At 59.3% G+C, this 22649-nt stretch carries 27 protein-coding genes and 2 tRNA genes; 11 read left to right on the forward strand and 18 right to left on the reverse strand.

The window, feature by feature from the left end; all coding sequences use genetic code 11:
- Window positions 1–5: 5 nt before the first annotated feature.
- The 9 genes from yejK to C4J86_RS04460 form a co-directional block, all read right to left on the reverse strand.
- Window positions 6–1007 carry a nucleoid-associated protein YejK gene (gene yejK, locus C4J86_RS04415; RefSeq protein WP_060763811.1) on the reverse strand — a complete coding sequence of 334 codons (1002 nt, stop codon included), beginning with the start codon at window positions 1005–1007 and terminating at the stop codon, window positions 6–8.
- Window positions 1007–1246: a type II toxin-antitoxin system HicA family toxin gene (locus C4J86_RS26985; protein WP_083216575.1), complete on the reverse strand. Its 240-nt coding sequence runs from the start codon at window positions 1244–1246 to the stop codon at window positions 1007–1009. The genes yejK and C4J86_RS26985 overlap by 1 nt, the downstream gene beginning before the upstream one ends.
- Window positions 1243–1764, reverse strand: coding sequence for a hypothetical protein (locus C4J86_RS04425; RefSeq protein WP_124369606.1), 522 nt, complete (start codon window positions 1762–1764; stop codon window positions 1243–1245). The genes C4J86_RS26985 and C4J86_RS04425 overlap by 4 nt, the downstream gene beginning before the upstream one ends.
- Before the next feature lie 180 nt (window positions 1765–1944).
- Entirely contained in the window at window positions 1945–3294 is a 1350-nt protein-coding gene (gene dnaB / locus C4J86_RS04435; protein ID WP_124369608.1) for a replicative DNA helicase, read from the reverse strand.
- Window positions 3291–3509: a hypothetical protein gene (locus tag C4J86_RS04440; protein ID WP_124369609.1), complete on the reverse strand. Its 219-nt coding sequence runs from the start codon at window positions 3507–3509 to the stop codon at window positions 3291–3293. The genes dnaB and C4J86_RS04440 overlap by 4 nt, the downstream gene beginning before the upstream one ends.
- On the reverse strand, window positions 3493–4212 hold the full coding sequence (locus C4J86_RS04445) for an HNH endonuclease signature motif containing protein (protein WP_124369610.1): 720 nt from the start codon (window positions 4210–4212) through the stop codon (window positions 3493–3495). Before C4J86_RS04445 ends, C4J86_RS04440 begins: the two co-directional genes overlap by 17 nt.
- On the reverse strand, window positions 4209–4910 hold the full coding sequence (locus tag C4J86_RS04450) for a DUF2786 domain-containing protein (RefSeq protein ID WP_124369611.1): 702 nt from the start codon (window positions 4908–4910) through the stop codon (window positions 4209–4211). Before C4J86_RS04450 ends, C4J86_RS04445 begins: the two co-directional genes overlap by 4 nt.
- Entirely contained in the window at window positions 4907–5665 is a 759-nt protein-coding gene (locus C4J86_RS04455) for a hypothetical protein (RefSeq protein WP_124369612.1), read from the reverse strand. Before C4J86_RS04455 ends, C4J86_RS04450 begins: the two co-directional genes overlap by 4 nt.
- Window position 5666: 1 nt before the next feature.
- Window positions 5667–6527 carry a ParA family protein gene (locus C4J86_RS04460; protein ID WP_124369613.1) on the reverse strand — a complete coding sequence of 287 codons (861 nt, stop codon included), beginning with the start codon at window positions 6525–6527 and terminating at the stop codon, window positions 5667–5669.
- Between the two features lie 242 nt (window positions 6528–6769).
- On the opposite strand from C4J86_RS04460, the gene C4J86_RS04465 reads away from it, so the two are divergent.
- Window positions 6770–6846: transfer RNA gene (locus C4J86_RS04465), tRNA-Pro, on the forward strand.
- Between the two features lie 179 nt (window positions 6847–7025).
- Here the strand turns inward: C4J86_RS04465 and C4J86_RS04470 are convergent.
- The 3 genes from C4J86_RS04470 to C4J86_RS04480 are packed head-to-tail and all read right to left on the reverse strand — an operon-like array spanning window position 7026 to window position 9241.
- Window positions 7026–8324, reverse strand: a complete 1299-nt coding sequence (locus C4J86_RS04470) for an NAD(P)/FAD-dependent oxidoreductase (protein WP_124369614.1) — start codon at window positions 8322–8324, stop codon at window positions 7026–7028.
- Between the two features lie 60 nt (window positions 8325–8384).
- Window positions 8385–8558, reverse strand: coding sequence for a DUF3094 family protein (locus tag C4J86_RS04475; protein ID WP_044286631.1), 174 nt, complete (start codon window positions 8556–8558; stop codon window positions 8385–8387).
- Between the two features lie 53 nt (window positions 8559–8611).
- On the reverse strand, window positions 8612–9241 hold the full coding sequence (locus tag C4J86_RS04480; RefSeq protein ID WP_124369615.1) for a DUF1780 domain-containing protein: 630 nt from the start codon (window positions 9239–9241) through the stop codon (window positions 8612–8614).
- A 200-nt stretch (window positions 9242–9441) separates the two neighbouring features.
- Between C4J86_RS04480 and C4J86_RS04485 the strand changes: the two genes are divergently transcribed.
- Together C4J86_RS04485 and C4J86_RS04490 are read left to right on the forward strand one after the other, a co-directional pair.
- Window positions 9442–10131, forward strand: coding sequence for an energy-coupling factor ABC transporter permease (locus tag C4J86_RS04485; protein WP_124369616.1), 690 nt, complete (start codon window positions 9442–9444; stop codon window positions 10129–10131).
- 63 nt (window positions 10132–10194) lie between these two features.
- Window positions 10195–10410, forward strand: a complete 216-nt coding sequence (locus C4J86_RS04490; RefSeq protein ID WP_124361242.1) for a hypothetical protein — start codon at window positions 10195–10197, stop codon at window positions 10408–10410.
- On the opposite strand, the gene yacG is transcribed toward C4J86_RS04490, so the two are convergent.
- The 4 genes from yacG to C4J86_RS04510 are packed head-to-tail and all read right to left on the reverse strand — an operon-like array spanning window position 10407 to window position 13295.
- On the reverse strand, window positions 10407–10607 hold the full coding sequence (gene yacG / locus C4J86_RS04495; RefSeq protein ID WP_065887991.1) for a DNA gyrase inhibitor YacG: 201 nt from the start codon (window positions 10605–10607) through the stop codon (window positions 10407–10409). The genes C4J86_RS04490 and yacG overlap by 4 nt on opposite strands.
- Window positions 10604–11227 carry a dephospho-CoA kinase gene (gene coaE, locus C4J86_RS04500; RefSeq protein ID WP_124365786.1) on the reverse strand — a complete coding sequence of 208 codons (624 nt, stop codon included), beginning with the start codon at window positions 11225–11227 and terminating at the stop codon, window positions 10604–10606. Before coaE ends, yacG begins: the two co-directional genes overlap by 4 nt.
- Entirely contained in the window at window positions 11224–12090 is an 867-nt protein-coding gene (locus C4J86_RS04505) for an A24 family peptidase (RefSeq protein WP_124369617.1), read from the reverse strand. The genes coaE and C4J86_RS04505 overlap by 4 nt, the downstream gene beginning before the upstream one ends.
- Window positions 12087–13295: a type II secretion system F family protein gene (locus tag C4J86_RS04510; RefSeq protein WP_124369618.1), complete on the reverse strand. Its 1209-nt coding sequence runs from the start codon at window positions 13293–13295 to the stop codon at window positions 12087–12089. Before C4J86_RS04510 ends, C4J86_RS04505 begins: the two co-directional genes overlap by 4 nt.
- A 199-nt stretch (window positions 13296–13494) precedes the next feature.
- Here C4J86_RS04510 and C4J86_RS04515 point away from each other — a divergent pair, with 199 nt between their 5' ends.
- The 3 genes from C4J86_RS04515 (at window position 13495) to C4J86_RS04525 (ending at window position 14527) form a co-directional block, all read left to right on the forward strand.
- A complete protein-coding gene (locus C4J86_RS04515) occupies window positions 13495–13908 on the forward strand; it encodes a pilin (RefSeq protein ID WP_124372392.1) in 414 nt (137 codons plus the stop codon).
- A 64-nt stretch (window positions 13909–13972) separates the two neighbouring features.
- A tRNA-Thr gene (locus C4J86_RS04520) sits at window positions 13973–14048 on the forward strand.
- Window positions 14049–14221: 173 nt separating this feature from the next.
- Window positions 14222–14527 carry a DUF6388 family protein gene (locus C4J86_RS04525; RefSeq protein ID WP_124361246.1) on the forward strand — a complete coding sequence of 102 codons (306 nt, stop codon included), beginning with the start codon at window positions 14222–14224 and terminating at the stop codon, window positions 14525–14527.
- A 119-nt stretch (window positions 14528–14646) separates the two neighbouring features.
- Here the strand turns inward: C4J86_RS04525 and nadC are convergent, their stop codons facing one another.
- Window positions 14647–15495: a carboxylating nicotinate-nucleotide diphosphorylase gene (nadC, locus tag C4J86_RS04530; RefSeq protein WP_124369619.1), complete on the reverse strand. Its 849-nt coding sequence runs from the start codon at window positions 15493–15495 to the stop codon at window positions 14647–14649.
- 247 nt (window positions 15496–15742) lie between these two features.
- Here nadC and C4J86_RS04535 point away from each other — a divergent pair, with 247 nt between their 5' ends.
- From C4J86_RS04535 to C4J86_RS04555, 5 genes are all read left to right on the forward strand, one after another.
- Window positions 15743–17899, forward strand: coding sequence for a DUF1631 domain-containing protein (locus C4J86_RS04535; RefSeq protein WP_124369620.1), 2157 nt, complete (start codon window positions 15743–15745; stop codon window positions 17897–17899).
- Between the two features lie 61 nt (window positions 17900–17960).
- On the forward strand, window positions 17961–18524 hold the full coding sequence (gene ampD, locus C4J86_RS04540; protein ID WP_124369621.1) for a 1,6-anhydro-N-acetylmuramyl-L-alanine amidase AmpD: 564 nt from the start codon (window positions 17961–17963) through the stop codon (window positions 18522–18524).
- The gene (gene ampE / locus C4J86_RS04545) at window positions 18521–19357 is read left to right on the forward strand and encodes a regulatory signaling modulator protein AmpE (protein ID WP_124369622.1); all 837 of its coding nucleotides are present in this window, start codon (window positions 18521–18523) and stop codon (window positions 19355–19357) included. Before ampD ends, ampE begins: the two co-directional genes overlap by 4 nt.
- Window positions 19358–19502: 145 nt before the next feature.
- The gene (locus C4J86_RS04550) at window positions 19503–21533 is read left to right on the forward strand and encodes a methyl-accepting chemotaxis protein (protein ID WP_124369623.1); all 2031 of its coding nucleotides are present in this window, start codon (window positions 19503–19505) and stop codon (window positions 21531–21533) included.
- A gap of 35 nt (window positions 21534–21568) precedes the next feature.
- Entirely contained in the window at window positions 21569–21925 is a 357-nt protein-coding gene (locus C4J86_RS04555) for a hypothetical protein (RefSeq protein WP_124369624.1), read from the forward strand.
- Here the strand turns inward: C4J86_RS04555 and C4J86_RS04560 are convergent.
- On the reverse strand, window positions 21872–22648 hold the full coding sequence (locus tag C4J86_RS04560; RefSeq protein WP_124369625.1) for a TatD family hydrolase: 777 nt from the start codon (window positions 22646–22648) through the stop codon (window positions 21872–21874). The genes C4J86_RS04555 and C4J86_RS04560 overlap by 54 nt on opposite strands.
- Between the last annotated feature and the right edge of the window lies 1 nt (window position 22649).

The following is a 22649-nucleotide window of genomic DNA, read 5'->3' on the forward strand; positions in this document are numbered from 1 at the left end:
TGTGTTCAGCGACGTTTCAACTGATCAGTGAGTTGGGTAGGTAACCCCTTGATGACTAATGAATTGGACGCCTCGTCGTACTCGATCTTGTCCCCTAGCAGATGCGCTTCAAAACTGATGGACAAGCCTTCGGCACGGCCGGTGAACCGACGGAATTGGTTGAGAGTGCGTTTATCCAGGGGGATTTCCGGCGACAGGCCGTAGTCCTTATTGCGGATATGGTCGTAGAACGCCTTGGGGCGATCTTCATCGATCAAGCCCGACAGTTCCTCCAGGCCCATGGGTTCACCGAGCTTGGCCTGGCTGGTGGCGTAGTCCACAAGGGCTTTGGTTTTCTCGCGAGCCGATTCGTCTGGCAGGTCTTCGTTTTCAACGAAGTCGCTGAACGCCTTGAGGAGGGTGCGGGTTTCGCCCGGGCCGTCGACGCCTTCCATGCAGCCAATGAAGTCGCTGAAATACCCCGAGATCTTCTTACCGTTCTTGCCTTTGATGTACGAGATGTACTGCTTGGACTGCTTGTTGTTCTGCCACTCGGACAAGTTGATACGCGCCGCCAGGTGCAACTGGCCAACGTCCAGGTGGCGTGAAGGAGTGACGTCCAGATCGTCAGTAACCACCACGCCTTCACTGTGATGGAGCAGGGCGACAGTTAGGTAGTCGGTCATGCCTTGCTGGTAATGGGCAAACAGTACGTGGCCACCGGTGGAGAGGTTGGATTCTTCCATCAGCTTTTGCAGATGCTCGACCGCCGTGTGGCTGAAGGCGGTGAAGTCCTGGCCACCTTCAAAGTACTGCTTTAACCAGCCGCTAAACGGGTGCGCGCCGGACTCGGCATGGAAGAAACCCCAGGCCTTGCCTTGTTTGGCGTTATAGCTCTCGTTGAGGTCGGCAAGCATGTTCTCGATGGCGACCGATTCGGATAGCTCCGAATCGCGTGCCTGGAGAACAGCTGGTGTGCCATCGGGTTTTTTGTCGATCAGGTGGACGATGCAATGACGGATAGGCATTAGATTGCCTCCTGCGAGTGTATGGTTTGAGCTCGATCAGCACGACGAATACGGGCTTTGGCATTGAGGCCTGAGCGGTAATCGCTTGCGGTTGATGAGGTGTAAATCGATCCAAGGCCAGATTTCGTGAACTTGATGTGGCCACCTTGAGTGCGAGACACCGTCCAGCCATTCGCTTCAGCAAACTTCACGAGTACACGAAGGCTCTCGCTTTTTCCGCGTAGGAGATTAGTGGTCATAGCTCTGCATCCCTGTCTGCCAGAACGTTACCGGCCTGGATCGCGATGATTTCAGCCTGGTCGCCAGGAAACTTGGTACCGAGCTCATGCAAAAAGTGACGCGTAGCCTCACGTGCTCCAGGCACGCGGAACACCACGCTGCAGTGCTGAACTTCCGCGGGGTGTTGCAAGTGAGACATGACGGCCACTTTCAGCGAGCAGCACTGGAGGTAGCGGGGCACCCAAACCGACCAGAAGTAGCTGGATAGCAAGGCGCCCGCGCAGACCAGTTCAACGGTAATTGCTGCGCTGGGCGTGTTGATCAGCTCGACGTAGCCGAGCCTCTCAAACTCCAACAGATCCTCTCGCATGCTCATGGGGACCACGGTGCTGTGGTCACGAGCAAGACGGCCGATCGCTTGAGCTAATGCATCGAGCTCCACTGGGTTGATCCCAGATTTATGGGCATGAGCCACGGCAGAGGCTTCGAACACGGCACCGGCATGGATACTAGGAAATAGCTCGGCGCTACTGTGCATCCGACACCTCCTGAAGCTCCTCGATGTCATAGCTATTGCAAGTAGGGCAAATAAGCTCGTCCACTTCACCGCCGGGTAAGGCTGGAGCGCCACTCACTTGATGTTTCGGGTGATGGCTATCGCATTGAAGGCACCAGTGAGTGATGCGGACGAGAGTATTCATCGCTGAGGAGTGCTTATTCATAGTTGAGCCCCTTGCCAGCCGGCGTTGGGACTGAGGTTGGCAAACCGGGTCTGATTGGCGATGAAGGCTGTTCGTACGGTCCCAGTTGGACCGTTACGCGCCTTGCCGAGAATGATTTCTGCAATGCCTTTGTGTTCGCTCTGAGGGTGGTACACCTCGTCCCGGTAGACGAACATAATCAGGTCAGCGTCCTGTTCAATCGCACCGCTATCACGGAGGTCTGCGTTGATCGGACGCTTATTTGGCCGTCGCTCCAGTTCTCGGTTGAGCTGGGAAAGCGCAACCACCGGGCAATTCATCTCTTTCGCTAGGGCCTTGAGGGACTGGGATATAGCGCTGATCTCGTTGGCCCTGTTTTCCTGACCTGGGCAGCGCATGAGCTGCAGGTAATCGATCAGGATCAAGCTCGGGTGTCCGAAGCGACGAGCTGCTCGACGAGATTTAGCTCTGATTACTGCAGGCGTGAGCGCTGATGAGTCGTCGATGACCAGCCGCTCTCCATATCCATTAATACGAGAAACCGCTGCAGTCAGCTTCGGCCAATCATCATCATCGAGCTTGCCCTTCAATAGCCTGCCCAGATCAATATGGCCTAGGATGCCCATCAATCGATACATCAGTGCTTTGGCCGGCATTTCCATGCTGAAAACCTGAACTGTACGATCAAGCTTTGCCTGCAGAGCCGTATCTATGAAGTTCAAGGCCAGAGAGGTCTTCCCCATAGACGGGCGCGCGCCGAGGATAATCAGGTCGGCTTCTTGAAAACCCGACGTCAGCTCGTCCAGGTCCTCCAGGCCTGAAGGCAAGCCGGTCACGGTGACATTGCCGTTGAAATGCTCGTCTATTTGTTCGACGACGTTCGTCAGGCATTGGTTGATGTTGACGAATTCCGTTGCGCTCTTGCCTTCACCCAGAGCGAACAGCTGCTGTTCAATTGATTCTTGAACATCCTCCGCACTTGCCAGCGGGTCTGTCGCCTCGCGAGAGCATTGGTATCCAAGGGACATGAGCTGTCTGAGCCGTGAGCGATTACGCACGATAGATGCGTAATGCTCTATGTTGGCTACAGACGGCGTGTTTTTGGCCAGCTCGCCCAGATAGCTCAGCCCTCCGGCTTCGTCTGGCTCCTCCAAGGCGTTGTGGACGGTGACGATGTCGAACGGAATGGACTTGTCAGCAAGGCTCGCCATTGTCCGGAATAGCAACCGATGGTCGTGTCGGAAAAAATCAGAGGCATCCAGTTTGTCCGCGACGAGATCCCAGGTGTTGTTGTCGAGCAGTAGCCCACCTAACACACCTTGTTCAGCCTCTACGGAGTAGGGCGGTGAGAGGTCAAGATGATTCATTTCCCGGACTCCTCGCCGATCTGGATAAAACCAGTGCCGTTGATTGCGTCCAGAGCTTTGACCATGTCGACTTCAACCTTCGCTGAATTGATCATGACCTGAGCAACCTCGGCAACGGCTTTGGCCCGCTCGATTTCCATAGGTCTGTCTGGATCCAGGAGGCCCTCAATCGCGACGAACAGATGATTACGTAGATCTTCAATCTTGTTTTTCATGTTCGGCCTCCCGTATGGCGCGTTTAAGCTTGCTGACGGCACGGATGGTAGATTTCAGCTCTTCCGGATACCGATGAATGGTGTTCCGCCGCATGCGTTCTGCTCTCGTCAGCAACTCCAGGTTATTGAGGGCTATATGGGCTTTGTTACCGTCCTTGAAGCACACGCACTGGTTTATAGGGACCGGCCCGTGATGCTCCTCCCAAAGCAGTACATGCACGGCTTTCCAGTCGACGGGTGGGTAACCGGTATCGGTGATTTTCTTCTGCAGATAGCCGTCAGGAGTCGTGCGCAGGCTGCCAATAGGGAGCCAGTTCTCCGGCTTATTGCCCGCCTTAAACTGCGTCTGAGTCATGCGGCCAGAGGAGGGGAGCCCCTTAAGGCCCTTATTCCATGGGACGAAACCCTTGGGAAAGCGGAATTCAGCGCCCAACTTGCCGTCAAGCCGGCCACAGAGACTACTGCGAAGAAACTCGGCGCTTTTGCTCAAACCCAGCCGTTTGGCTTTGGCATAGACCTGATAGACGCTGAGCCCCAGTTCACCGGCTAGGACCTGAGTCGATTCATCGGAATAGCGGGCAATGAGCGTGCGCTCTTCTTCCTCACTCCAAACATGGTGTTTGTGAATCGGGGCAAGCCCAAGTTGGGATCTGGCTTGTTCCAGCGCCGCCATGGCCAAAGGTGAAAGCGAATGAGTTCTCATTGGCTCCCCCCATGCCCAAGGGCTCCTTGTGACTGCTGTCCAACACCACGATGCAGCCTGGCATGCTTGCCCTGGTCCCATCCCGCTTGCAAAGAGCGGGTGTCATGACCTTTGGCTTCGATGGGCTTGATAATGGCCAGGGTTAGTTTTGGGTGATGCCATTCTAGGTAGGCTTGGATCTCCAGCGCTGTGTTGTCGTCTATCCCGCCTGCAAACTGGTTCACCTTAGAGGCGATGGCATTTAGCCAGCCCTCGGCAAACAGTTGGCCGCGGTGACGTTTGGTTTTTAGTTGGCAGCGCTTCTGCTGGGCAACATGAGCTCGTCGGGCTGCGACAAGCTGGTGATGCAGCGTTGAATAGGTGTGAGCGGCCAGCTCGGGTGAAATACCTTTCCCCAAGAACTTGAAGGACCAGCCGAGTAGCGGATTGAAGTAGGCCAAGTGGCTGCAATCGAAGGCTTGGGAGCAGATTGAGGCAAGGCTGTGCAGCCAATCCTGCGGCGCCCGACGGGTTTTGATACCCACTATGGCTTCTTCGATTGTATGGGCAGCAACTTCGGTGTGTTCCAAGTTGTACTGCTTCATCAAGTGGCGAGCTTGACGAAGTGCAGTTTCCACTTCGTTGGGGGCAGCGCCTTGTGACTTGGCAAGCGCCGTAAGTTTAGCGACCTTGTTGAGGACTTTTTGCTTGTCCATCATTCACCCCCTTCCTGTTGGAGTCGCGGGGAGAGCGCGTCTGACCACAGGCGAAGTGTTTCTTCCTCATCAGATGAGACGTGAGTCCGGGCAAGACAGTCCGCAACCTTCTGTTTCAAGGCCTCAAGGCGGTCTTGAACACTTGAGCCATCGTCGTAAGCAATCTCTTGCTCAACAGTTTGCACAACGTCATTACGCAGAGAGAGAACCGTGCTTATCCAGGAAGCACTTGGGCTGGTCCAGCCAATAAGCTTTCGAGTTCTGGCAGGCGACAGGTAATCACGGAGCCTGAGATTGAACTCCCTAGGGGAATAACCATTCCTGAAAACGTCTGCGCGATTGAGCGTCAGCGCTGTTTTAAGAATATCTAGGAGGGGGTCCAAAGCCGTTGACTCAGGAACAAAAGGTTCTAGATATGTTTCAGCTACCAGGCGTTTGGCTTCGGCATATCGAGCTTGCTGACGGCGTTTGGCTAGGCTTTCGTCGCGGCCGCGCTTTTCCTTTGCGTGCTTTATGTTCGAGTTCACTGACTCGATAAGCTTCGCGGCGTCCTGCAAAAGCTGACGCTGTTCAACGCTCAACTGAGCGCCAATCCGACCGGGTAGATGGCAACCGCTTGTCAGGGCTTGGATTTCTCGTGCGGTTCCACTTAGCTTGGCTTGCAAGCTGCGCAATTGCTGAGCGCTGTAGTACTTGCCAACCTCTAGAATGACATCTGCAGTAATACTGCGGGCGTCGGTAATGGAGGGCTTCGCCATTTCAACGACCCTCCCGCACCAAGTTGGCTACCTTTTCCTCGGTCATGGCCTCGAAGAGGTCACGCCATTCTGGAAAAAGCTCAATGGCCAAACGGCGGATGACGACTAGGGCTGCCGGGGATATGCGGTTGGAAGGCTGTCGGTATTCCAGGCGGTGTACTGGGACGCCCAGGGAAGAACCGCTACGAAACACCACTGCGCTGGGGACTACGCTATCCAGAACGTTGATTTCGTCATTGTCCTGGAAAATTTCCCGTACCGACTGCTCGATCATCTGCGCGTCGGTGGTCTGGTCGAGATTGTTGACGACGATCCGCACGGGAGGGATTTTCATGCCCAGGCGCCCATAGGCGCGCAGGCCGTCCAACATCTGCATGGTTCCCCGGCTGAACTCCCGTGCAGCGAGCATATTGGGCGGAAGTGGGGATATGACCAAATCAGAGGCTAGGACCACCATTTCGAGCATGGCCGATCTGGCGCCTTGGGTGTCAATCAGTACCAGGTCGAAATGATCTTTGAACGCCGGCATCAGGTTGGCGAGTCGCAACCGTCCATCAGGTGCTTGCAGGAGCAGGCTGTTCAGTTGGTTGTTGATGTCGTTGGAAATGACAAGCGACAGGTTTGGTATCGCGGTGCTGGATATGATCTTGGCTGATTCGGTGATATTGAATGCCAGCAGATCGTAGATGCCGCCCTGAGCTTCATCGACCAATTGGTAATACGAGGAGAGTGAGGGCTGTGCAGGATCTAGGTCGATGAGGAGCACGCGCAGACCTGCATCCGCACAAAAAGCGCCCAGGTTGGCCTCAATGGTGGTTTTGCCTACGCCGCCTTTGGTCGAAACGACCGCAGAGATTTTCATGGTTTGGAGCCTCTAATGTGGGTTCATTAGAGGCTGCGAGGCCACGGAAACAGCTATGTGTAGCGAACACGATCCTGGGCTTTGAAGCACTAAAACCAATTGTCTTTTAACCAATTGGTCGTAGGTTCGAATCCCACACGACCCACCATTTTTGAGACCAGTTAACGCTGGAATCAGATCTTAAGATCAGAGGCCAAAAGCACTGATCGAAGAAGGCGACTGAAAGGTCGCCTTTTTATTACCGGGGTATAGCGCAGTCCGGTAGCGCGCCTGCTTTGGGAGCAGGATGTCGGGAGTTCGAATCCCCCTACCCCGACCATATTAAAAATCCTCGTATCGAAAGATACGGGGATTTTTTTTGTCTGCGCAAAACTCGGTAAAACAGTGGAGATTAAATGTGGGAGAGGGCTTGCCCCCGATAGCAGTGTGTCAGTCAGTCATTACTTAACTGACCCACCGCAATCGGGGGCAAGCCCCCTCCCACATGGTTTTATGTTGTTAGTGCAGTTTGAGTCGCGGCTCAGTCCCCCGACCGATCTTGCTGCCCAGCATCAGCATCGCCGTGCGGAAAAAGCCATACAGCGCCATCTGGTGCATACGGTACAGCGACACGTAGAACATCCGCGCCAACCAACCCTCCAGCATCACACTGCCGGTCAGGTTGCCCATCAAGTTGCCCACCGCGGAAAAGCGCGACAGCGAGATCAGCGAGCCGTAGTCGGTGTACTTGTAGGCCGGCAGCGCCTTGCCTTCAATCCGCAGCTTCAGCGACTTGGCGAGCAAAGAGGCCTGCTGGTGAGCGGCCTGCGCGCGCGGCGGCACATTACGGTCGGTGCCCGGCTGTGGGCAGGCGGCGCAATCGCCAAAGGCAAAGATGTTTTCGTCGCGGGTGGTCTGCAACGTCGGCAGCACCTGCAGTTGGTTGATGCGGTTGGTCTCCAGGCCATCGAGGTCCTTGAGAAAGCCCGGTGCGCGAATCCCGGCGGCCCACACTTTGAGGCTGGCCGGGATCACTTGGCCGCTGCTGGTGATCAGCGCGTCGGCGGTCACTTCGCTGACGGCCGAGTTGGTCAGCACGGTCACCCCAAGTTTTTCCAGGGTTTTATGCACAGGCCCGCCAATCCGCTCCGGCAGCGCGGGCAATACCCGAGGGCCGGCTTCGATCAGGGTGATGTGCATGTTTTCCGGCTTGATACGGTCCAGGCCGTACGCTGCCAGCTCATGGGCTGCGTTATGCAGTTCGGCGGCCAGTTCGACGCCGGTGGCGCCGGCGCCGACGATGGCGACGCTGATCTGTTCAACGGTGTCGGTTTGCCCGGCGTGGGCGCGCAGGTAATGGTTGAGCAACCGCTGATGGAAGCGCTCGGCCTGCTTGCGGGTGTCGAGGAACAGGCAATGCTGCGCCGCGCCCTCGGTGCCGAAATCGTTAGTGGTGCTGCCCACGGCAATCACCAGGCTGTCGTAGCTCAGTACGCGCGCAGGTACCAGCTCCCGGCCCTCTTCGTCGAGGGTGGCGGCCAGTTGGATTTTCTTCTGTTCACGGTCAAGCCCGCTCATACGCCCCAGCTGGAACTCGAAGTGGTTCCATTTCGCCTGGGCGACGTAATTGAGTTCGTCTTCCGAAGAGTTCAGCGAGCCGGCCGCGACTTCATGCAGCAGCGGTTTCCAGATATGCGTCAGGTTGGCGTCCACCAGCGTGATGCTGGCTTTGCCGCGTTTGCCCAGAGTCTTACCCAGGCGGGTCGCTAGCTCCAGGCCGCCGGCACCGCCGCCGACGACAATAATACGATGGGTCATGGGGATATCTCGCAAGGCTAAAAGAAATCGGAGCAGTTACCCCCGCGAGCGCCAGGCAGCTCATAGCGTCAGGTAACTCAAAAGGCGGCTCAGCAAACCGAGCCCGATCACCACCACCAGCACCACACCAAGGAGCAGCCACGGCCTGAAAGGCTTGCGCTCGACTCTGTGCTGGGAGAGTTGCAGGTACTCTTCGACATGCTGTTGGTCATCGGGGTTCAGGCGGCTGGTCATAAAGGCCTCGTCAGGTAGACGTTGCAAAAGGGCGCCACGTTACAGCCGGGGCATCAAAGGCTGATGCCCACATCGAACACTATGCTGCGGCCCAGGTTGTTGCGCAAGAAATCCGGCGCGTCCGGATGTGCGAACAGTACCCGCGCAAAGGTTGGCCCCACCAGCGACAGCGAGCGCCAGCCCTGGCGCAGATATTCGGTGGGTGGTGGGAAGTGGCTGTTGAGGTCCAGCACTTCGCGCTTGAGGCTGGTGAAGGCGATGAGGTCCAGTTCCCCCAGGTCCATTCCGCGTTCTTTGTAGTTATGCGCTTTTTTGCGCAGGGTCGGGGCCAGGCGCAGCAGGAACTCGTGGGCAGGGATGCGCCTTGGCTTGGCTTCGCGGCGCACCAGTTGGCTCGAGGAAAAGGCGCTGCGTCGGCGCAGCAATTCGTCGCGCCATTCGTCGTTCAGCCGGCGGCCTTCGTCCAATACAAAGAACACCTCGAAACTGGCGTCGCGAAACAGCACGTCCGGCGGTTCCTGGCCGGCGGCGTGGAACTCCTCGGCGCGATAGGGCACGTTCAAGCCTTGCAGCAGGCGCTGACAGACCCAACGCTCACGCTCCCATTTGCGGGCATTGGACAGGAACGCGTTGGCTTGTTCGGCTGCTACGGTGAGCAGGCGCAAATAATCTGAGTCATCCATAGGCGTAGCTTAGCGTTCAAATGATGACCGCAGGAAGACTCGTTGCGGGCCCAGCGTTGCTCAGCCTTACAGCTGGCTACCCTATAACCTGGCGATGTAATCTGACCATCCGGCAGCGACTCCGCATTCGAGGCGTTCATGTACAGGATCAATGCGGCCAGGCCCATGACGGGCTATGAGGCGGCTAGGCAGGTGAAACGGTGATCGGCGCGGCGGTACTGACGCCGCAGACCCTTGGCATCGGCGGGCTGTTGTATGCCCCGCTGGTGCTCTGGGCGATCTGGCGTGCGCCTTGGGTCGAGTTGTTTGCTGACCGACGGCGCCAGCATTTGCTGTTCGGCACGGTGTTCGCGCTGTTCATGTTATGGCTGGTGCGGCGGGATTTCGATACGGGGGTGTCTTACCATTTTATCGGCATGACCGCCGTGACCTTGCTGCTGGACTGGCCGTTGGCGATCGTTGGTGGGTGTGCCGCGCAGTTGGGATTGATATGGCTAGGTCGTCAGGACCTCGCCGCAATCGGTGTGAACGGCCTGCTGTTGATTGGGCTACCGGTGCTGGTGACCGAAACCTGTGCGGCGCTGGTAGAGCGGGCGCAACCGCGAAACCCTTTCGTGTACATTTTCTGTTCCGGTTTTTTGGCTGCCGCCTTGTCGGCGTTGCTCTGCCTGTTGGCCGGCCTGGGGCTGCTATGGTTCGATGGACGATTTGCGATGCCGGAATGGCTGGAAGACTTCGTAGGCTACCTGTGGCTGATCATCTTTCCCGAAGCGTTTATCAACGGCATGGTGATCAGTGCCTTGGTGGTGTTCTGCCCGGACTGGCTGGAGACGTTCAACCGCACCCGCTATCTCTCGGCTCCGTGGAAGGATGACGATTCGCGGGGTTGATCCAGATCAAACACCGGATGGCCGCACGGGCCCATGCTCGTCGAAATTTCAGGAGCACGAATCATGAGTGTGTACGAATGGGCACGGCAGGAGTTGCGCAGGAGCCAGGATGCCGCACAGGAAATCGGGTTTGATCCGGGCCTGACCCTGCGCGCCATGCTCAGCGCGGTGGTGGAGCAGAGCAAGGGCGTGCGCAGCTTTGAAGACCTGGCCGACGAGTTGCAATACCTTGCGGAAAACCTCGACGACCAGCAGGAATACGCCTTTATGCGGCCTTAATGGCGCGGCGGCAGGTCTTCGGAAAACAACTCGTCTTCGGCGTCCGGGGCCACCGGGATCTTATGTTCTTCAGCAGCCCAGGCGCCCAGGTCGATGAGTTTGCAACGGTCCGAGCAGAACGGCCGGTTGAGGTTGTCGGGTTTCCATTCCACGGGGGCGCCGCAGGTTGGGCAATCGACGGTCAAGGGTTGGCTCATGATCGGCCTCCACGCAAAGTGAGATAAAAGTGGTGCAGTCGCTCGACCTCGCCGTGCAGCCAGGCAAGGTCCTGGTCATTGACCAGTACGTCATCGGCATGGTTCAGGCGGTCTTCGCGGCTCGACTGGGCCTTGAGAATGGCCTGCACCTGTTGCTCGCTGATGCCGTCGCGCTGCAGGGTACGCTGAATCTGCAGGGATTGCGGCACGTCGATCACCAGGATCCGTTGGGTCATGCTGTATTGACCGGATTCGATCAGCAGCGGTGAGACCAGAATCGCGTAGGGTGATCGGGCGCGCGCCAGATGGTCGCGAATCTCTTCGGCGATCAGCGGATGCAACAAGCCTTCCAGCCAGAGACGTTCGGCGGGTACGTCAAAAATCAATTTTCGCAACGCGGCGCGGTCCAGCTGGCCGTCCGGTTGCAGCACGCCGCTGCCGAAATGTTCGGCAATGCGCGCCAGTGCCGGCCGGCCGGGCTCTACCACCCAGCGGGCTGCATGATCGGCGTCGATCAGGTCGACACCCAACTTGGTGAAGTGCTGGGCCGCAGCGCTTTTACCGCTGCCGATCCCGCCCGTAAGGCCGAGAATCCAGGGTGTTGCAACAGGAGTGGTCATCTGAAACCGACAGACTGCAAATAGAAGTCGGTTATTTGACCACCCCAGAGCAATGCAATCCAGCCGGCAATTGCCAGGCAGGGGCCAAATGGCATCGGCACCGACGCTCCGGTCTTGCGCCAGCGCATCAGCAGCACGCCGACGAACACGCCGAGCAGTGACGCCATCAACAGCGTCATCGGCAGGATTTGCCAGCCACCCCAGGCTCCCAACAATGCGAGTAGCTTGAAGTCACCATGGCCCATGCCATCCTTGCCGGTGACCAGCTTGAACAGCCAGAACACGCTCCACAGGCTCATGTAGCCAAACACCGCGCCCCATAACGCATCGGGCAATGTCGCCAGCAGGCCCGCGCTGTTGACCATAAGCCCCAGCCATAGCAGTGGCAGCACCAATGCATCCGGCAGCAACTGGTGATCCACATCGATCAGGCTCATGCCCAGCAGCCCCCAACTCAGCAGCAGCACCGCGCCCGCCTGCCAGCTGAAACCGAAATGCCAAGCGACATTCGCGCTGATCAGCGCGCATGCCAGTTCGGTGAGGGGGTAACGCGCGCTGATGGTTGCATGGCAATGGCTGCAACGCCCCTTGAGCATCAGGTAGCTGAGCACGGGGATGTTTTCCCAGGGGCGAATCCGCTGGTCGCAGCGCGGGCAGCACGAGCCGGGGTGCATGAGGTTATAGACCGGCCCCGCCGGTACGACGGGCAGGCCGAGAATTTCATGGGCTTGGGCGCGCCATTCCCGCTCGAGCATTTTGGGCAGGCGCCAGACCAGCACATTGAGGAAACTGCCAACGATCAGGCCCAGCAGCAGCGCCACGCCCACAAACACCCAGGGCTGCTCGCCCAGCAACGCACTCAAAATGCCGACCCTAATTGAAACACCGGCAGGTACATCGCAATCACCAATGCACCGACAATGCTCCCCAGCACGACCATAATCAGTGGTTCCATCAGGCTGGTAAGGTTATCGACGAGGGTTTCTACGTCGGCCTCGTAATGGCTCGCGACCTTGTCCAGCATGCGGTCCAGCGTGCCGGACTCTTCGCCGATTGCTGTCATCTGGATCGCCATGCCTGGAAACAGCCCGCTGGCGGCCATGGATTGATTCAACTGCATACCCGTTGATACATCGTGGCGCATATGTTCGATTGCCTGTTTGAAAGGGCCGTTACCGACGGCGCCGGCCACTGAGCCCAGTGCCTGCACCAGGGGAACACCTGCCGCAAAGGTGGTTGAAAGCGTGCGGGCGTAGCGGGCGACGGCCGCTTTGTTCAACAGTTTGCCTGCCAGGGGGATTTTCAACAAACCCGCCTCCAGCCCGTGGCGAAAACCCGGCGAAACACGGTAGGCGTGGCGCCAGGCGCCTATTGCCACGCCCAGGCTCAGCGCCAGCATCCACCAGGCCTGTCGCAGAAAGTCGGAGAGGGCGATGACCCCCAGGGTAAAACCGGGCAATGGGCTGTCGACCCCGGCGAACAGGTTCTGGAATTGCGGCACCACCTGCATCAGCAACACTGCGCTGACCAGGCTGGCCACCACCAATACGGCGAGAGGGTAGGTCATGGCTTTCTTGATTCTGGTCTTGAGCCGTTGGCTTTTTTCCAGATGAATGGCCACTCGCTCCAGCAGCGTTTCCAGGGCACCTGCCTGTTCACCGGCGGCAATCAAATGGCAGTACAGCTCATCGAAATAACGGGGGTATTGGCGCAGCGTGCTGGCCAGGCTGTTACCGGCGGCGACGTGTTGTTTCAAACCCTCGACCAACTCGCGCAGCGCTCGGTTCTCGACGCCCTCGCGGATGATGTCGAAAGCTTGCAACAAGGGGATGCCAGCCTTAAACAGCGTCGCCAGCTGGCGGGTGAACAGGGCGATGTCGGCGGACTGAATCGGCGGAGCCAGGCTTGGCAGGCCCGACGATTTTCTGCGCACATGCTCGGGGCAGATGCCTTGCTGGCGCAGTTGCGCCTTGATCAGCGCCAGGTCATGCCCCGTGGTTTGCCCGCACACCCGGCGGCCTTTGCGGTTGATGCCTTGCCAAGTGTAGATCGTTGAGGTGTCGTTCATGTCGCCTTCGCACATGCAGGTTGAGAATTTACAGCTTAGTCAGAGGGCGGATGCAGGCCAGGCTGGCGTTGGCCGATAAAATGTCAGATTGTGCGTCTGGTACGCGATGGGCCACGCAGGGATGAGTACACTGGCGCCGCTGCACAATACGGGGCGCAGGACGCGCCTTGTCATGGTTCTATTCTGGAGAGTGAAAGTGATGCGTCAGAAAGGCTTTACCTTGATCGAATTGTTGATCGTCGTGGCGATCATCGGCATTTTGGCCACGATTGGCTTGCCCATGTACACCAAGCACCAGGCCAAGGCCAAGTTCACGGCGGGGTTGGCGGAAATCAGCGCGTTGAAGGCCGGCTACGAGGATGTCATCAACCAAGGCACGGTGCCCAAGCTTGATCTGATCGGCGGCAACAGTCCCACCGCCAATTGCAGGATCGACGTGACAGGCGATGTTGCGACGGGTAGCGGCTCCATCAGCTGTGAAATCCTTGATGCGCCTGCGCCCGTGCTGGGCAAGACCATCACCTTGACGCGCAGCGCCAACACCGGCTGGACCTGTGTAACCACGGCCGATGCGCAATACGTCGCCAAGGGCTGTGGCGCCAACGGAGCATGACGGCGACCGGGCGGTGAGCGAGCCGGTTGCCGCATGTTCAATGCGGTGCTAGCTTTAGCCCACCGCCCGTGTAGCTCAGCCGGTAGAGCAGCGCACTCGTAACGCGAAGGTCGCAGGTTCGATTCCTGTCTCGGGCACCAAGGCAGCACTGTTTCAAGGGCCTGTTTCAAAGGCCTGTTTCAAAGGCAATGTTTTCAGATGATCCCAGAATGGTTCTGAAGGCCAGACGAGCGGGTATTCGCGCCCACTCTTTTGTATCTGCGCAACCTTGATGACCCAGATGCATCCCCATTCCTCGATCTAAGAGAACGACATGACCACGACTGAGATGACCCAGGAAGTTCGGCACCAAGCAGCCCTCGACAAATACCTCGAGGCAACGCCGCAGCTTAAAGAAGAGATCAAGGACCTGAGCGCGGATGACCAGCGTGATCAGGTCCAGTGGGCATTCGAGGACGAGGCAGAAAGCCAGGGCCTCCAGCCTTGGGAACTGACCCTCAAATACACCTCTACACCGGAAGAGTTCGAAGCCACACGCCTTGTCTTGCACAAGGAGGCCGCCGAAGTGCTGGGCGTCGAATGGGAAGAGTACTGCGAGATGAACAATCTCGTAGTTTGAAGGCAGCCTGTAGGAGCGAGCTTGCTCGCGAAAAACGTTAACGATACCGCGTGAACTCTGAATGCACGCGGTGCCTTTGAGTTTTTCGCGAGCAAGCTCGCTCCTAAAGTCAGGGCGCTTTAGATACTCAACCGCATCGACAAATCCACCGCCTTCACATCCTTGGTCATCGCGCCAATGGAGATGTAGTCCACGCCGGTCTCGGCGATGGGCCGCAGGGTGCTTTCATTGATCCCGCCGCTGGCTTCCAGCTTGGCCTTGCCCGCGTTCAGCCGCACGGCTTCGCGCATGTCGTCCAGGCTCAGCTCATCCAGCATGATGACGTCGGCGCCCGCCGCCAAGGCTTCGCGCAACTCCTCAAGACTCTCCACTTCGATTTCCACCGGTTTGCCCGGCGCAATCTTGTGGGCGGCGCCAATTGCCTGGGCAATGCCTCCGCAGGCAGCGATATGGTTTTCCTTGATCAGGAAAGCGTCATACAACCCGATGCGATGATTGTGGCAGCCGCCGCAGGTGACGGCGTATTTCTGTGCCAGGCGCAGGCCCGGCAGGGTCTTGCGGGTGTCCAGCAGCTTGACCTGGGTGCTGGCGACGAAATCCGCCAGGTATTGGGCACGGGTGGCGACGCCGGACAGCATCTGCAGGAAATTCAGCGCACTGCGTTCACCGGTGAGCAGCGAACGCGCCGGGCCTTCAAGGTGAAACAGCGGCTGGTCGGGACTGACACGCTCACCATCGGCGACCTGCCAATGCACCGCGACGCGCGGGTCCAGTTGGCGGAATACCGTATCCACCCAGGCGGTACCGGCGATAACGGCTGCATCACGGGTAATGATCGTGGCCTTGGCCAGCCGTTCGGCCGGGATCAGCTGTGCGGTGATATCGCCACTGCCGATGTCTTCCAGCAGTGCGCGGCGCACGTTGGCTTCGATTTCGGCGGTGAGGTCAGCAAGACGCAGATTCGGCATAACAGGCTCCACAAACAAAGTGTCGCGATTATAGGGGTTGTGTGGATTGGAACCCAGGCTGGTCAGTCATTTAGCGCATAGGGGCAGAGTTTGCTGGCGCAACCGCCCTCATTTGCCAGATAATCTCGCGCCTTGCAATTGGCGTCATAGCTTTGACGTCCTGATGGTGACCAGGTATTGGCAGCGCCCCAGAGGGCTTGCCTGCGTTCCTTGCCCATCTCAACACCCGCCGTTTCAGGAGGCCAGGATGCACAATGACGGGAAGGTGGTGCCGATCAAGCAGGCTCAAGCCACGCCATCGCCGCTCGCACGCCTGCCGGTGGTGGTGTTGCAGGTGCGTGATAAAGCCGCGCAACACCTGCAGCAGGGGTTGCAGGAACTGTTCGATAACGCCGACGACACATTGTTCGAAATGGCCGACAAGGCCCGTAGCACCGTCGACCAGCATATTTTCTTCGAGGCCATGCGCGACCTGCGCCTCAAGCGCAAGAACTTCGAACGCGTGTTCATGGAACAGCTGTTTGCGGCCTTCGCCAACCTGGGCCAGGCCGATAGCGTCGGGTTGCATCCGGTGCCGGTGGTGTCCTACGAGGTGACCAGCGGTACGCGGGCGGATGCACGGGAAAAAGCCGTGGCGCTGGAGGCGATGCTCGGTCGCGTGCAACACCGTGACGGCTTGGCGCTCGGGCAATTGAGCGCGCGGTTGAGTGAGGTGTTGGGCAGGTGCATGAGCGATCAGGAGAACCCACTGGGCCCGGCACGGCTTTGCCAGTTTTTTCTGCAGGCGGGCCGCAGCCTGGGGGTGGAGATCCGGGTCAAGCTGATCATGCTCAAGCTGTTCGAGAAATATGTACTCAGCGATGCCGACCAGCTCTATGGCGACGCCAATCAATTGCTGGTCGCTACCGGGGTGCTGCCTGAACTCAAGAGCGTGCCGTCCCGTCGTGCAGGTGGGCGTGCGGCGCGTGAGCTTCAATACCAGGCCCGTGCGCCGGCTGCCGAACCGCCGTGCGACGAAAACGGCCAGCAAGCCTTTGCCGCGTTGCAAGCCCTGCTGGTCGCGGTGCGCGGTAGCGTAGCGCCGACGCTTGAAGCCACTGCACAACCGCAACCCATCGCCACCCGAGACCTGCTGCGCCTGCTTTCGCATTTGCAACAATATGTACCGGAGCCTGCGGCGGAGGACGACTTCGACCTGCGCAACCAGCTCGAACAGTTGCTGACCCGGGTCAGCGTCAAGAGCGGCAAGTCGCGGGTGGTGGAGACGGCAGACGAGGATGTGATCAACCTCGTCGCCCTGCTGTTTGAGTTCATCCTCAATGACCGCAGTCTGCCCCACGCTTTCAAGGCCCTGATCGCGCGCCTGCAGATCCCGATATTGAAAGTCGCCGTGCTGGACAAGAGCCTGTTCAGCTGCGCCGGGCATCCGGCACGCCGCTTGCTCAACGAGATCGCCAGTGCCGCCCTGGGTTACAGCCCGCAGAATGGCGATCAGAACGACAGCCTGTACCTGCGTATCGAACAGGTCATCCAGCGCCTGTTGACTGAGTTCGTTGAAGACCCGGCGATTTTTTCGCAGTTGTTGACGCAACTGAGCACATTCATTGAAGAAGAGCGCCAGCGCAGCGAGTTGCTCGAACAGCACACCCGTGACGTCGAGCAAGGGCGCCTGCGTACCGAGGTGGCCCGCCAGCGTGTGGCACAGGCGCTCAACCGGCGATTGTTGGGCAAGGCCTTGCCGCCGTTCGTGGTGCAATTCCTGCAGCAAACCTGGAGCCAGGTACTGTTGCTGGCCACTCTCAAGCATGGCGAACAATCGGTGCAATGGCAGACCGAACTGCGCACCATGGACGACTTGATCTGGAGCGTCGGCCTGCGCGAAGACACCGAGGCCGGCCGGCATTTGCTCGAGCAATTGCCAGGGTTGCTCAAGGCATTACGCGACGGGTTGGCCGGTGCGGCGTTCGATCCTTTCAGTACGCGTGAATTCTTTTTGCGCTTGCAGGCCTTTCACGTTCAGGCCTGCGAAGGCGAGGGCGACGACAGGCTGATTGAAGTCCGCGAGCCCTTGGTTCTCGGCAGCCAGTTGTCGGACGCCTTGGAAGATCTGCCCGAAGATGACCCGGACCTGCTCAAGGTTCACCAGTTACGGATCGGCGGTTGGGTGGAGTTCCAGCAGGGCCCGGACACCGCGCTGCGGTGCAAGCTCACCGCGATCATGGCGCCAACTCATCGTTACATTTTCGTCAGTCGCACGGGGCTTAAAGTGCTGGAGCAAACCGCCGGCCAATTGGTCATGGCGTTCAAGCAGGGCGGCCTGCGCAGCCTGGACGAGGGTTTGCTGTTCGAGCGCGCGCTGGCTGCGGTGGTTGGCAACCTGCGTCAACTCAATCGCGGCAAGTGATCGCAACGGCAGGGCGGAACGCGGCATACTGGTAACACTTCGTCTCATTCAAGGAGCCTGTATGCAGTTGGACCCCGTCAGCGGTTGGTTCGAGGGCATTCGCCATTGCCCCTCGCCCAACTTCAACGAGCGCCCGGCAGGCGAGATATCGCTGTTGGTGATACATAACATCAGCCTGCCCCCGGCGCAGTTCGCCACGGGCAAAGTGCAGGAATTTTTCCAGAACCGCCTGGATGTCTCGGAACACCCCTACTTTGAAGGCATTGCCAGCCTACGGGTGTCTGCGCATTTTCTGATTGAGCGCGACGGCACGGTCACGCAATTTGTCGCGTGCCGCGACCGGGCCTGGCATGCAGGCGTGTCCAGCTTTGATGGGCGTGAAGTGTGTAATGACTTCTCCCTGGGGATCGAGCTGGAAGGCACCGACGAGCTGCCATTCACCGATGCCCAATACGCGGCGCTGATTGACCTGACGCGCCAGTTGCTCGCAGCCTACCCTGGGATCACTGCCCAGCGTATCTGCGGTCACAGCGACATCGCCCCCGGCCGCAAAACCGACCCGGGCCCGGCTTTTGATTGGATGCGCTTTCGCAGCGCGCTGCAGGATGGAGGATATAAACAATGAGTTTTCTGGTGCTGGTGCTGGCGGTGTGGATCGAGAAGTTCTCGGCCTTGCGCCAGCGGTTGCAGCGCGACGGCGGCTGGCTGCGTGAGCTGGCCAAGCTTGAATCGAGCCCGCGCATGGGGACGCGGCCCTGGCTGATCCTGCTGGTGTTGGTGGTGCTGCCCGTGGCCTTGCTGGGCTTGTTGCTGCTGGTGCTGGAACCCGTGGCCTATGGCTTGTTGGCGTTGCCGGTGCACGTGTTGGTGGTGATCTACAGCCTGGGCCGTAGCGATCTGCTGGCCGCGTTGGGGCCGTTTCGTGATGCCTGGCGGCGGGGCGATCTGCAAGCCGCCGAGCATGTGGCCGAGCGTGACCTGACGCTGGGTGCCGACAACGGCGCGCAGTTGCTCGAGCGGGTTCAGGGCTATTTGCTGTGGCAGGCCTATCAGAGCTTTTTCGCAGTGATTTTCTGGTATTTCCTGCTGGGCCCGGTGGCCGCTCTGGCCTACCGCCTGCTGGCGCTGGCCAGTGAGCACAGCCAGAACCCGCTGGTGGCCGAGCGCGCCACGCAATTGCGTCATGCCTTCGACTGGCTGCCGGTGCGCCTGCTGGCGGCGAGCTTTGCCCTGGTGGGCAATTTCGTCGGGGTCAGTCGGGTGATGCTCCACGAACTGCTGAACTGGGATATCAGCGCAGCACAGTTGGTGGAAAAAGTCGGCCTGGCCGCTGCGGAAATACCGCCGCCGGCGGTGGGCGCCGAAGGCATCAACAGCCTTGATCGCCTGTGGGAACTGCTGCTGCGTGCGGCGGTGCTGTGGTATGCCGGCTTTGCCATCTGGACCGTGTTGCCCTGAGCCACTCGGCAGGGGTTAACCCCCTGCCGTTAACCTTACGTTACAAAACTCCCTTTCAAATTGAGCTATACAGACAGAGCGCCAAATAGTGGCTATCTGCCGCCGCCCTGCGCCTCAATAAAAATAAAAGAAAGGGGGATCACCCGTGAAGCGCTTGCTCTATCCCGCCGTCGCATTGATGAATCGCCTGAGTTTCGGCATGAAATTCAGTCTGATCAGCGTGCTGTTCCTGCTGCCGATGCTGGCGACCAATTACTTTCTGGTGCGTGACGCCTGGGCTGAATTCCAGGGCACCCGCATCGAACTGCAGAGCCTCGATCTACTCGGCAGCAGCCTGATAGTGCGTCGCGAGCTGGAGGCGCTCAATAACCAGGTGCAGATCAATACGACCCTCGGCCAGTCCGGCAAGGCCGGCGACCTGGAAGCCAGGATCGTTGCCGTGGAGCAGAGCGTGCTCAGCCGTGTGCAGGGGCTCAGCGCGATGGCTACCCAGCCTGAACAGGTTGCGGCCTTCGACACCAAGCGTGACGAACTGATTGCCGCGTTCAAGGCTCAGCAACAGGAAACCTCACTGCTCAACAAAAGTGCGTTGATCGGCAAATTGCTCAACCAGGCCCAGATACTCAGCCAGATCATCGCCAGTCAATCCGGCTTGAGCCGTGATCCCCAGAGCGATCTGCGCCAGCTCAGCGACCTGATCACCGCCGTCACTCCACAAGTCACTCAGCTGCTGGGGGAGGGCCGGGCGATGGGCGCGTATTCCCTCGGCCAGGGTTTTATCAATTCATCCTCCAGCACACGCTTCGACGAACTGCTGCAGCAGCTGGAAAAACTCCAGGGCGAATATGCCTTGAAGCTGCAGGATGCGCTTGGCGCCAGTCATGCCGCGCAGGCAGCACTCGATACTGCGGCGCAGGCCAGCCGGGCCAGCCTCAAGCAGGGTGCGGAGTTGTTCGAAGAACAAGTGGTGGTGGCTGAAACCCTCGACACACCGTGGCAGGGCTTTTACGACGGCGTCAGCCAACTGATGGCCAAGACCTATCAACTGGATGACGCCACCCTGGCATTCCTCAAGCAGCAACTGGAGCAACGCCTGGAACAAAAGCGCCTGCACATGCTGCTGCTGGTCACGGCGCTGGCGGCGGTGTTTGCGCTGATTTTCTATTTATATGCGGGCTTCTATGCGTCCACGCGCATGACCTTGCGCAGCCTCGGGGCGATGATGGACAAGGTGGCGGCGGGCGATATGACAGTCACCTTCGTTGCCGACAGTCGCGATGAGCTGGGGGACCTGGGCCAGGTATTCAATGGCACCGTGGCCAAGATCCACGACTTGATCGAGCGCGTCGGGCACACGGTCGCCCAGGTCGAGTTGCAAGCCGGGCAGGTACAAACGGTGTCGGCGCAGAGCAACCAGGCAGTGGCCGGCCAGCGCAGTCAGATCGAGCAGGTGGCGACGGCGATGAACCAGATGTCATCTACCGCGCAGGAGGTCGCGCGCAGCGCCGCAGCCGCCGTCGGCAGCGCCCGCAGTGTCAACGATGAAACCGTCAGCGGCCGTGGGCTGGTGCAATCCCAGCAAGGCAGCATCGCGCGCCTGGCCACGGAGATCGATGAGTCGGTGCGGGTGATCAACCAGTTGGCGGCCGACAGCCAGGCCATCAGCAGCGTCCTGGAAGTCATCAAAAGCATCGCCGCGCAAACCAACTTGCTGGCGCTCAACGCGGCTATCGAGGCCGCGCGCGCGGGTGAGCAGGGGCGTGGTTTTGCGGTGGTGGCCGACGAGGTGCGTACGCTGGCCCAGCGTACCCAGCAGTCCACCGAAGAAATCGAGCAGATGATCGGACGCCTGCACAGCGGCGTCGGCGCAGCGGTCAAGGCCATGGGCGCCAGCCATGACACGGCCAGTGGCACGGTGGGGCAGTCGGAAAAAGTCCAGCAGGCTCTGGAAAATATTCTTGGCGCGGTAGGAATGATCGTCGATCAGAACCAGCAAATCGCCGCCGCCGTGGAGCAGCAAACGGCCGTCGCCCATGATATCGACCAGAATATCGTCGCCATTCATCGTGCGGGCGAACACGCGGCGCAGGGCGCCGACCAGACCGAAGCGGCCAGCCGCCAGTTGTCGCTGCAGGTGACGCAATTGAAGCAATTGATTGGCGCGTTTCGCGTGTAGGAATTTTCGTTCGGATTTGATGCTGTCTGGCGTGACTGAACGCCATTGCTATCGACGAACCCTTTGTCTGTACGTATTGCCATGCGTGCCTGCAGCGGTGTTGCCAGAAACAGCTGAGTCAATTCCGCGCCCTGGACCATTGGGCGCTGGTGCGGCCGAGCATGATCATGCTGACGTGCGCGACCTTGCTGGCGGCACTGTTTGCTGAATGGCTGGGGCTGCTCACGGTGATCGGGCAGTTCAATATTTCCCTGACGACGCTGTTGATCCATTGCCTGGTGCTGCGCTACGCCCGTCATCGACAAATGATGACCTTGAACCTGCAAGCCGTCAGCCCGCTACCAATTGAACACTTCGCGCGCGTTGCGTGTGCTCGCCTCAGCCAGCCGTAAAGCGCTGATACCCATTCGTTCGGCCAGGGCGTGGCAGATAGCCGGCAAGTGCTCGGGGCTGTTGCGCTGGCCCGGGTACATGGCCGGGGCCATATCCGGGGCGTCGGTCTCCAGCACCACGGCTTCCAGGGGCAATTGGGCCAGCACCCGGTGCATGCGCAGGGCCTGCGGCCAGGTGGCGGCGCCGCCCAAGCCGAGCTTGAAGCCGAGCTTGATGTACTCGCGGGCTTCTTCCTGGCTGCCGGCGAACGCATGAATGATGCCGCCACGCGGTAGGCGGATGCGCTTGAGCGTGGCGATCACTGCCGCGTGACTGCGGCGTACATGCAGCAAGGCCGGCAGTTGAACGTCCACCGCCAATTGCAGCTGGGCCTCAAACAGCGCTTGCTGGCGCTCGCGGTCCAGGTGCTCCAGAAAGTAATCCAGGCCGATTTCACCCACGGCACAGAGCTGCCGATGGCCCTGCAGTCGCGTCAGCCAGTCGCCCAACTCCAAAAGGTCGGCGGGGCGATGCTCATCGAGATACACCGGGTGCAGGCCGAAGGCGGCGAATAAGCCTTCATCCTCCAGCACCAGATCCCACAACCTTTGCCAATTTTTCTGATAAACACCGAGCAGCACCATGCGCCTCACACCCTGATCGCGGCTGCGGGCGAGGACTTCGTGGCGATCGCCATCGAAGTCCGCAAAGTCCAGGTGGGTGTGGGTGTCGATCAGCTCCACG

It is taken from the genome of Pseudomonas sp. R2-7-07, assembly GCF_003852355.1.
In the GTDB taxonomy this organism is placed as follows: Bacteria; Pseudomonadota; Gammaproteobacteria; order Pseudomonadales; family Pseudomonadaceae; genus Aquipseudomonas.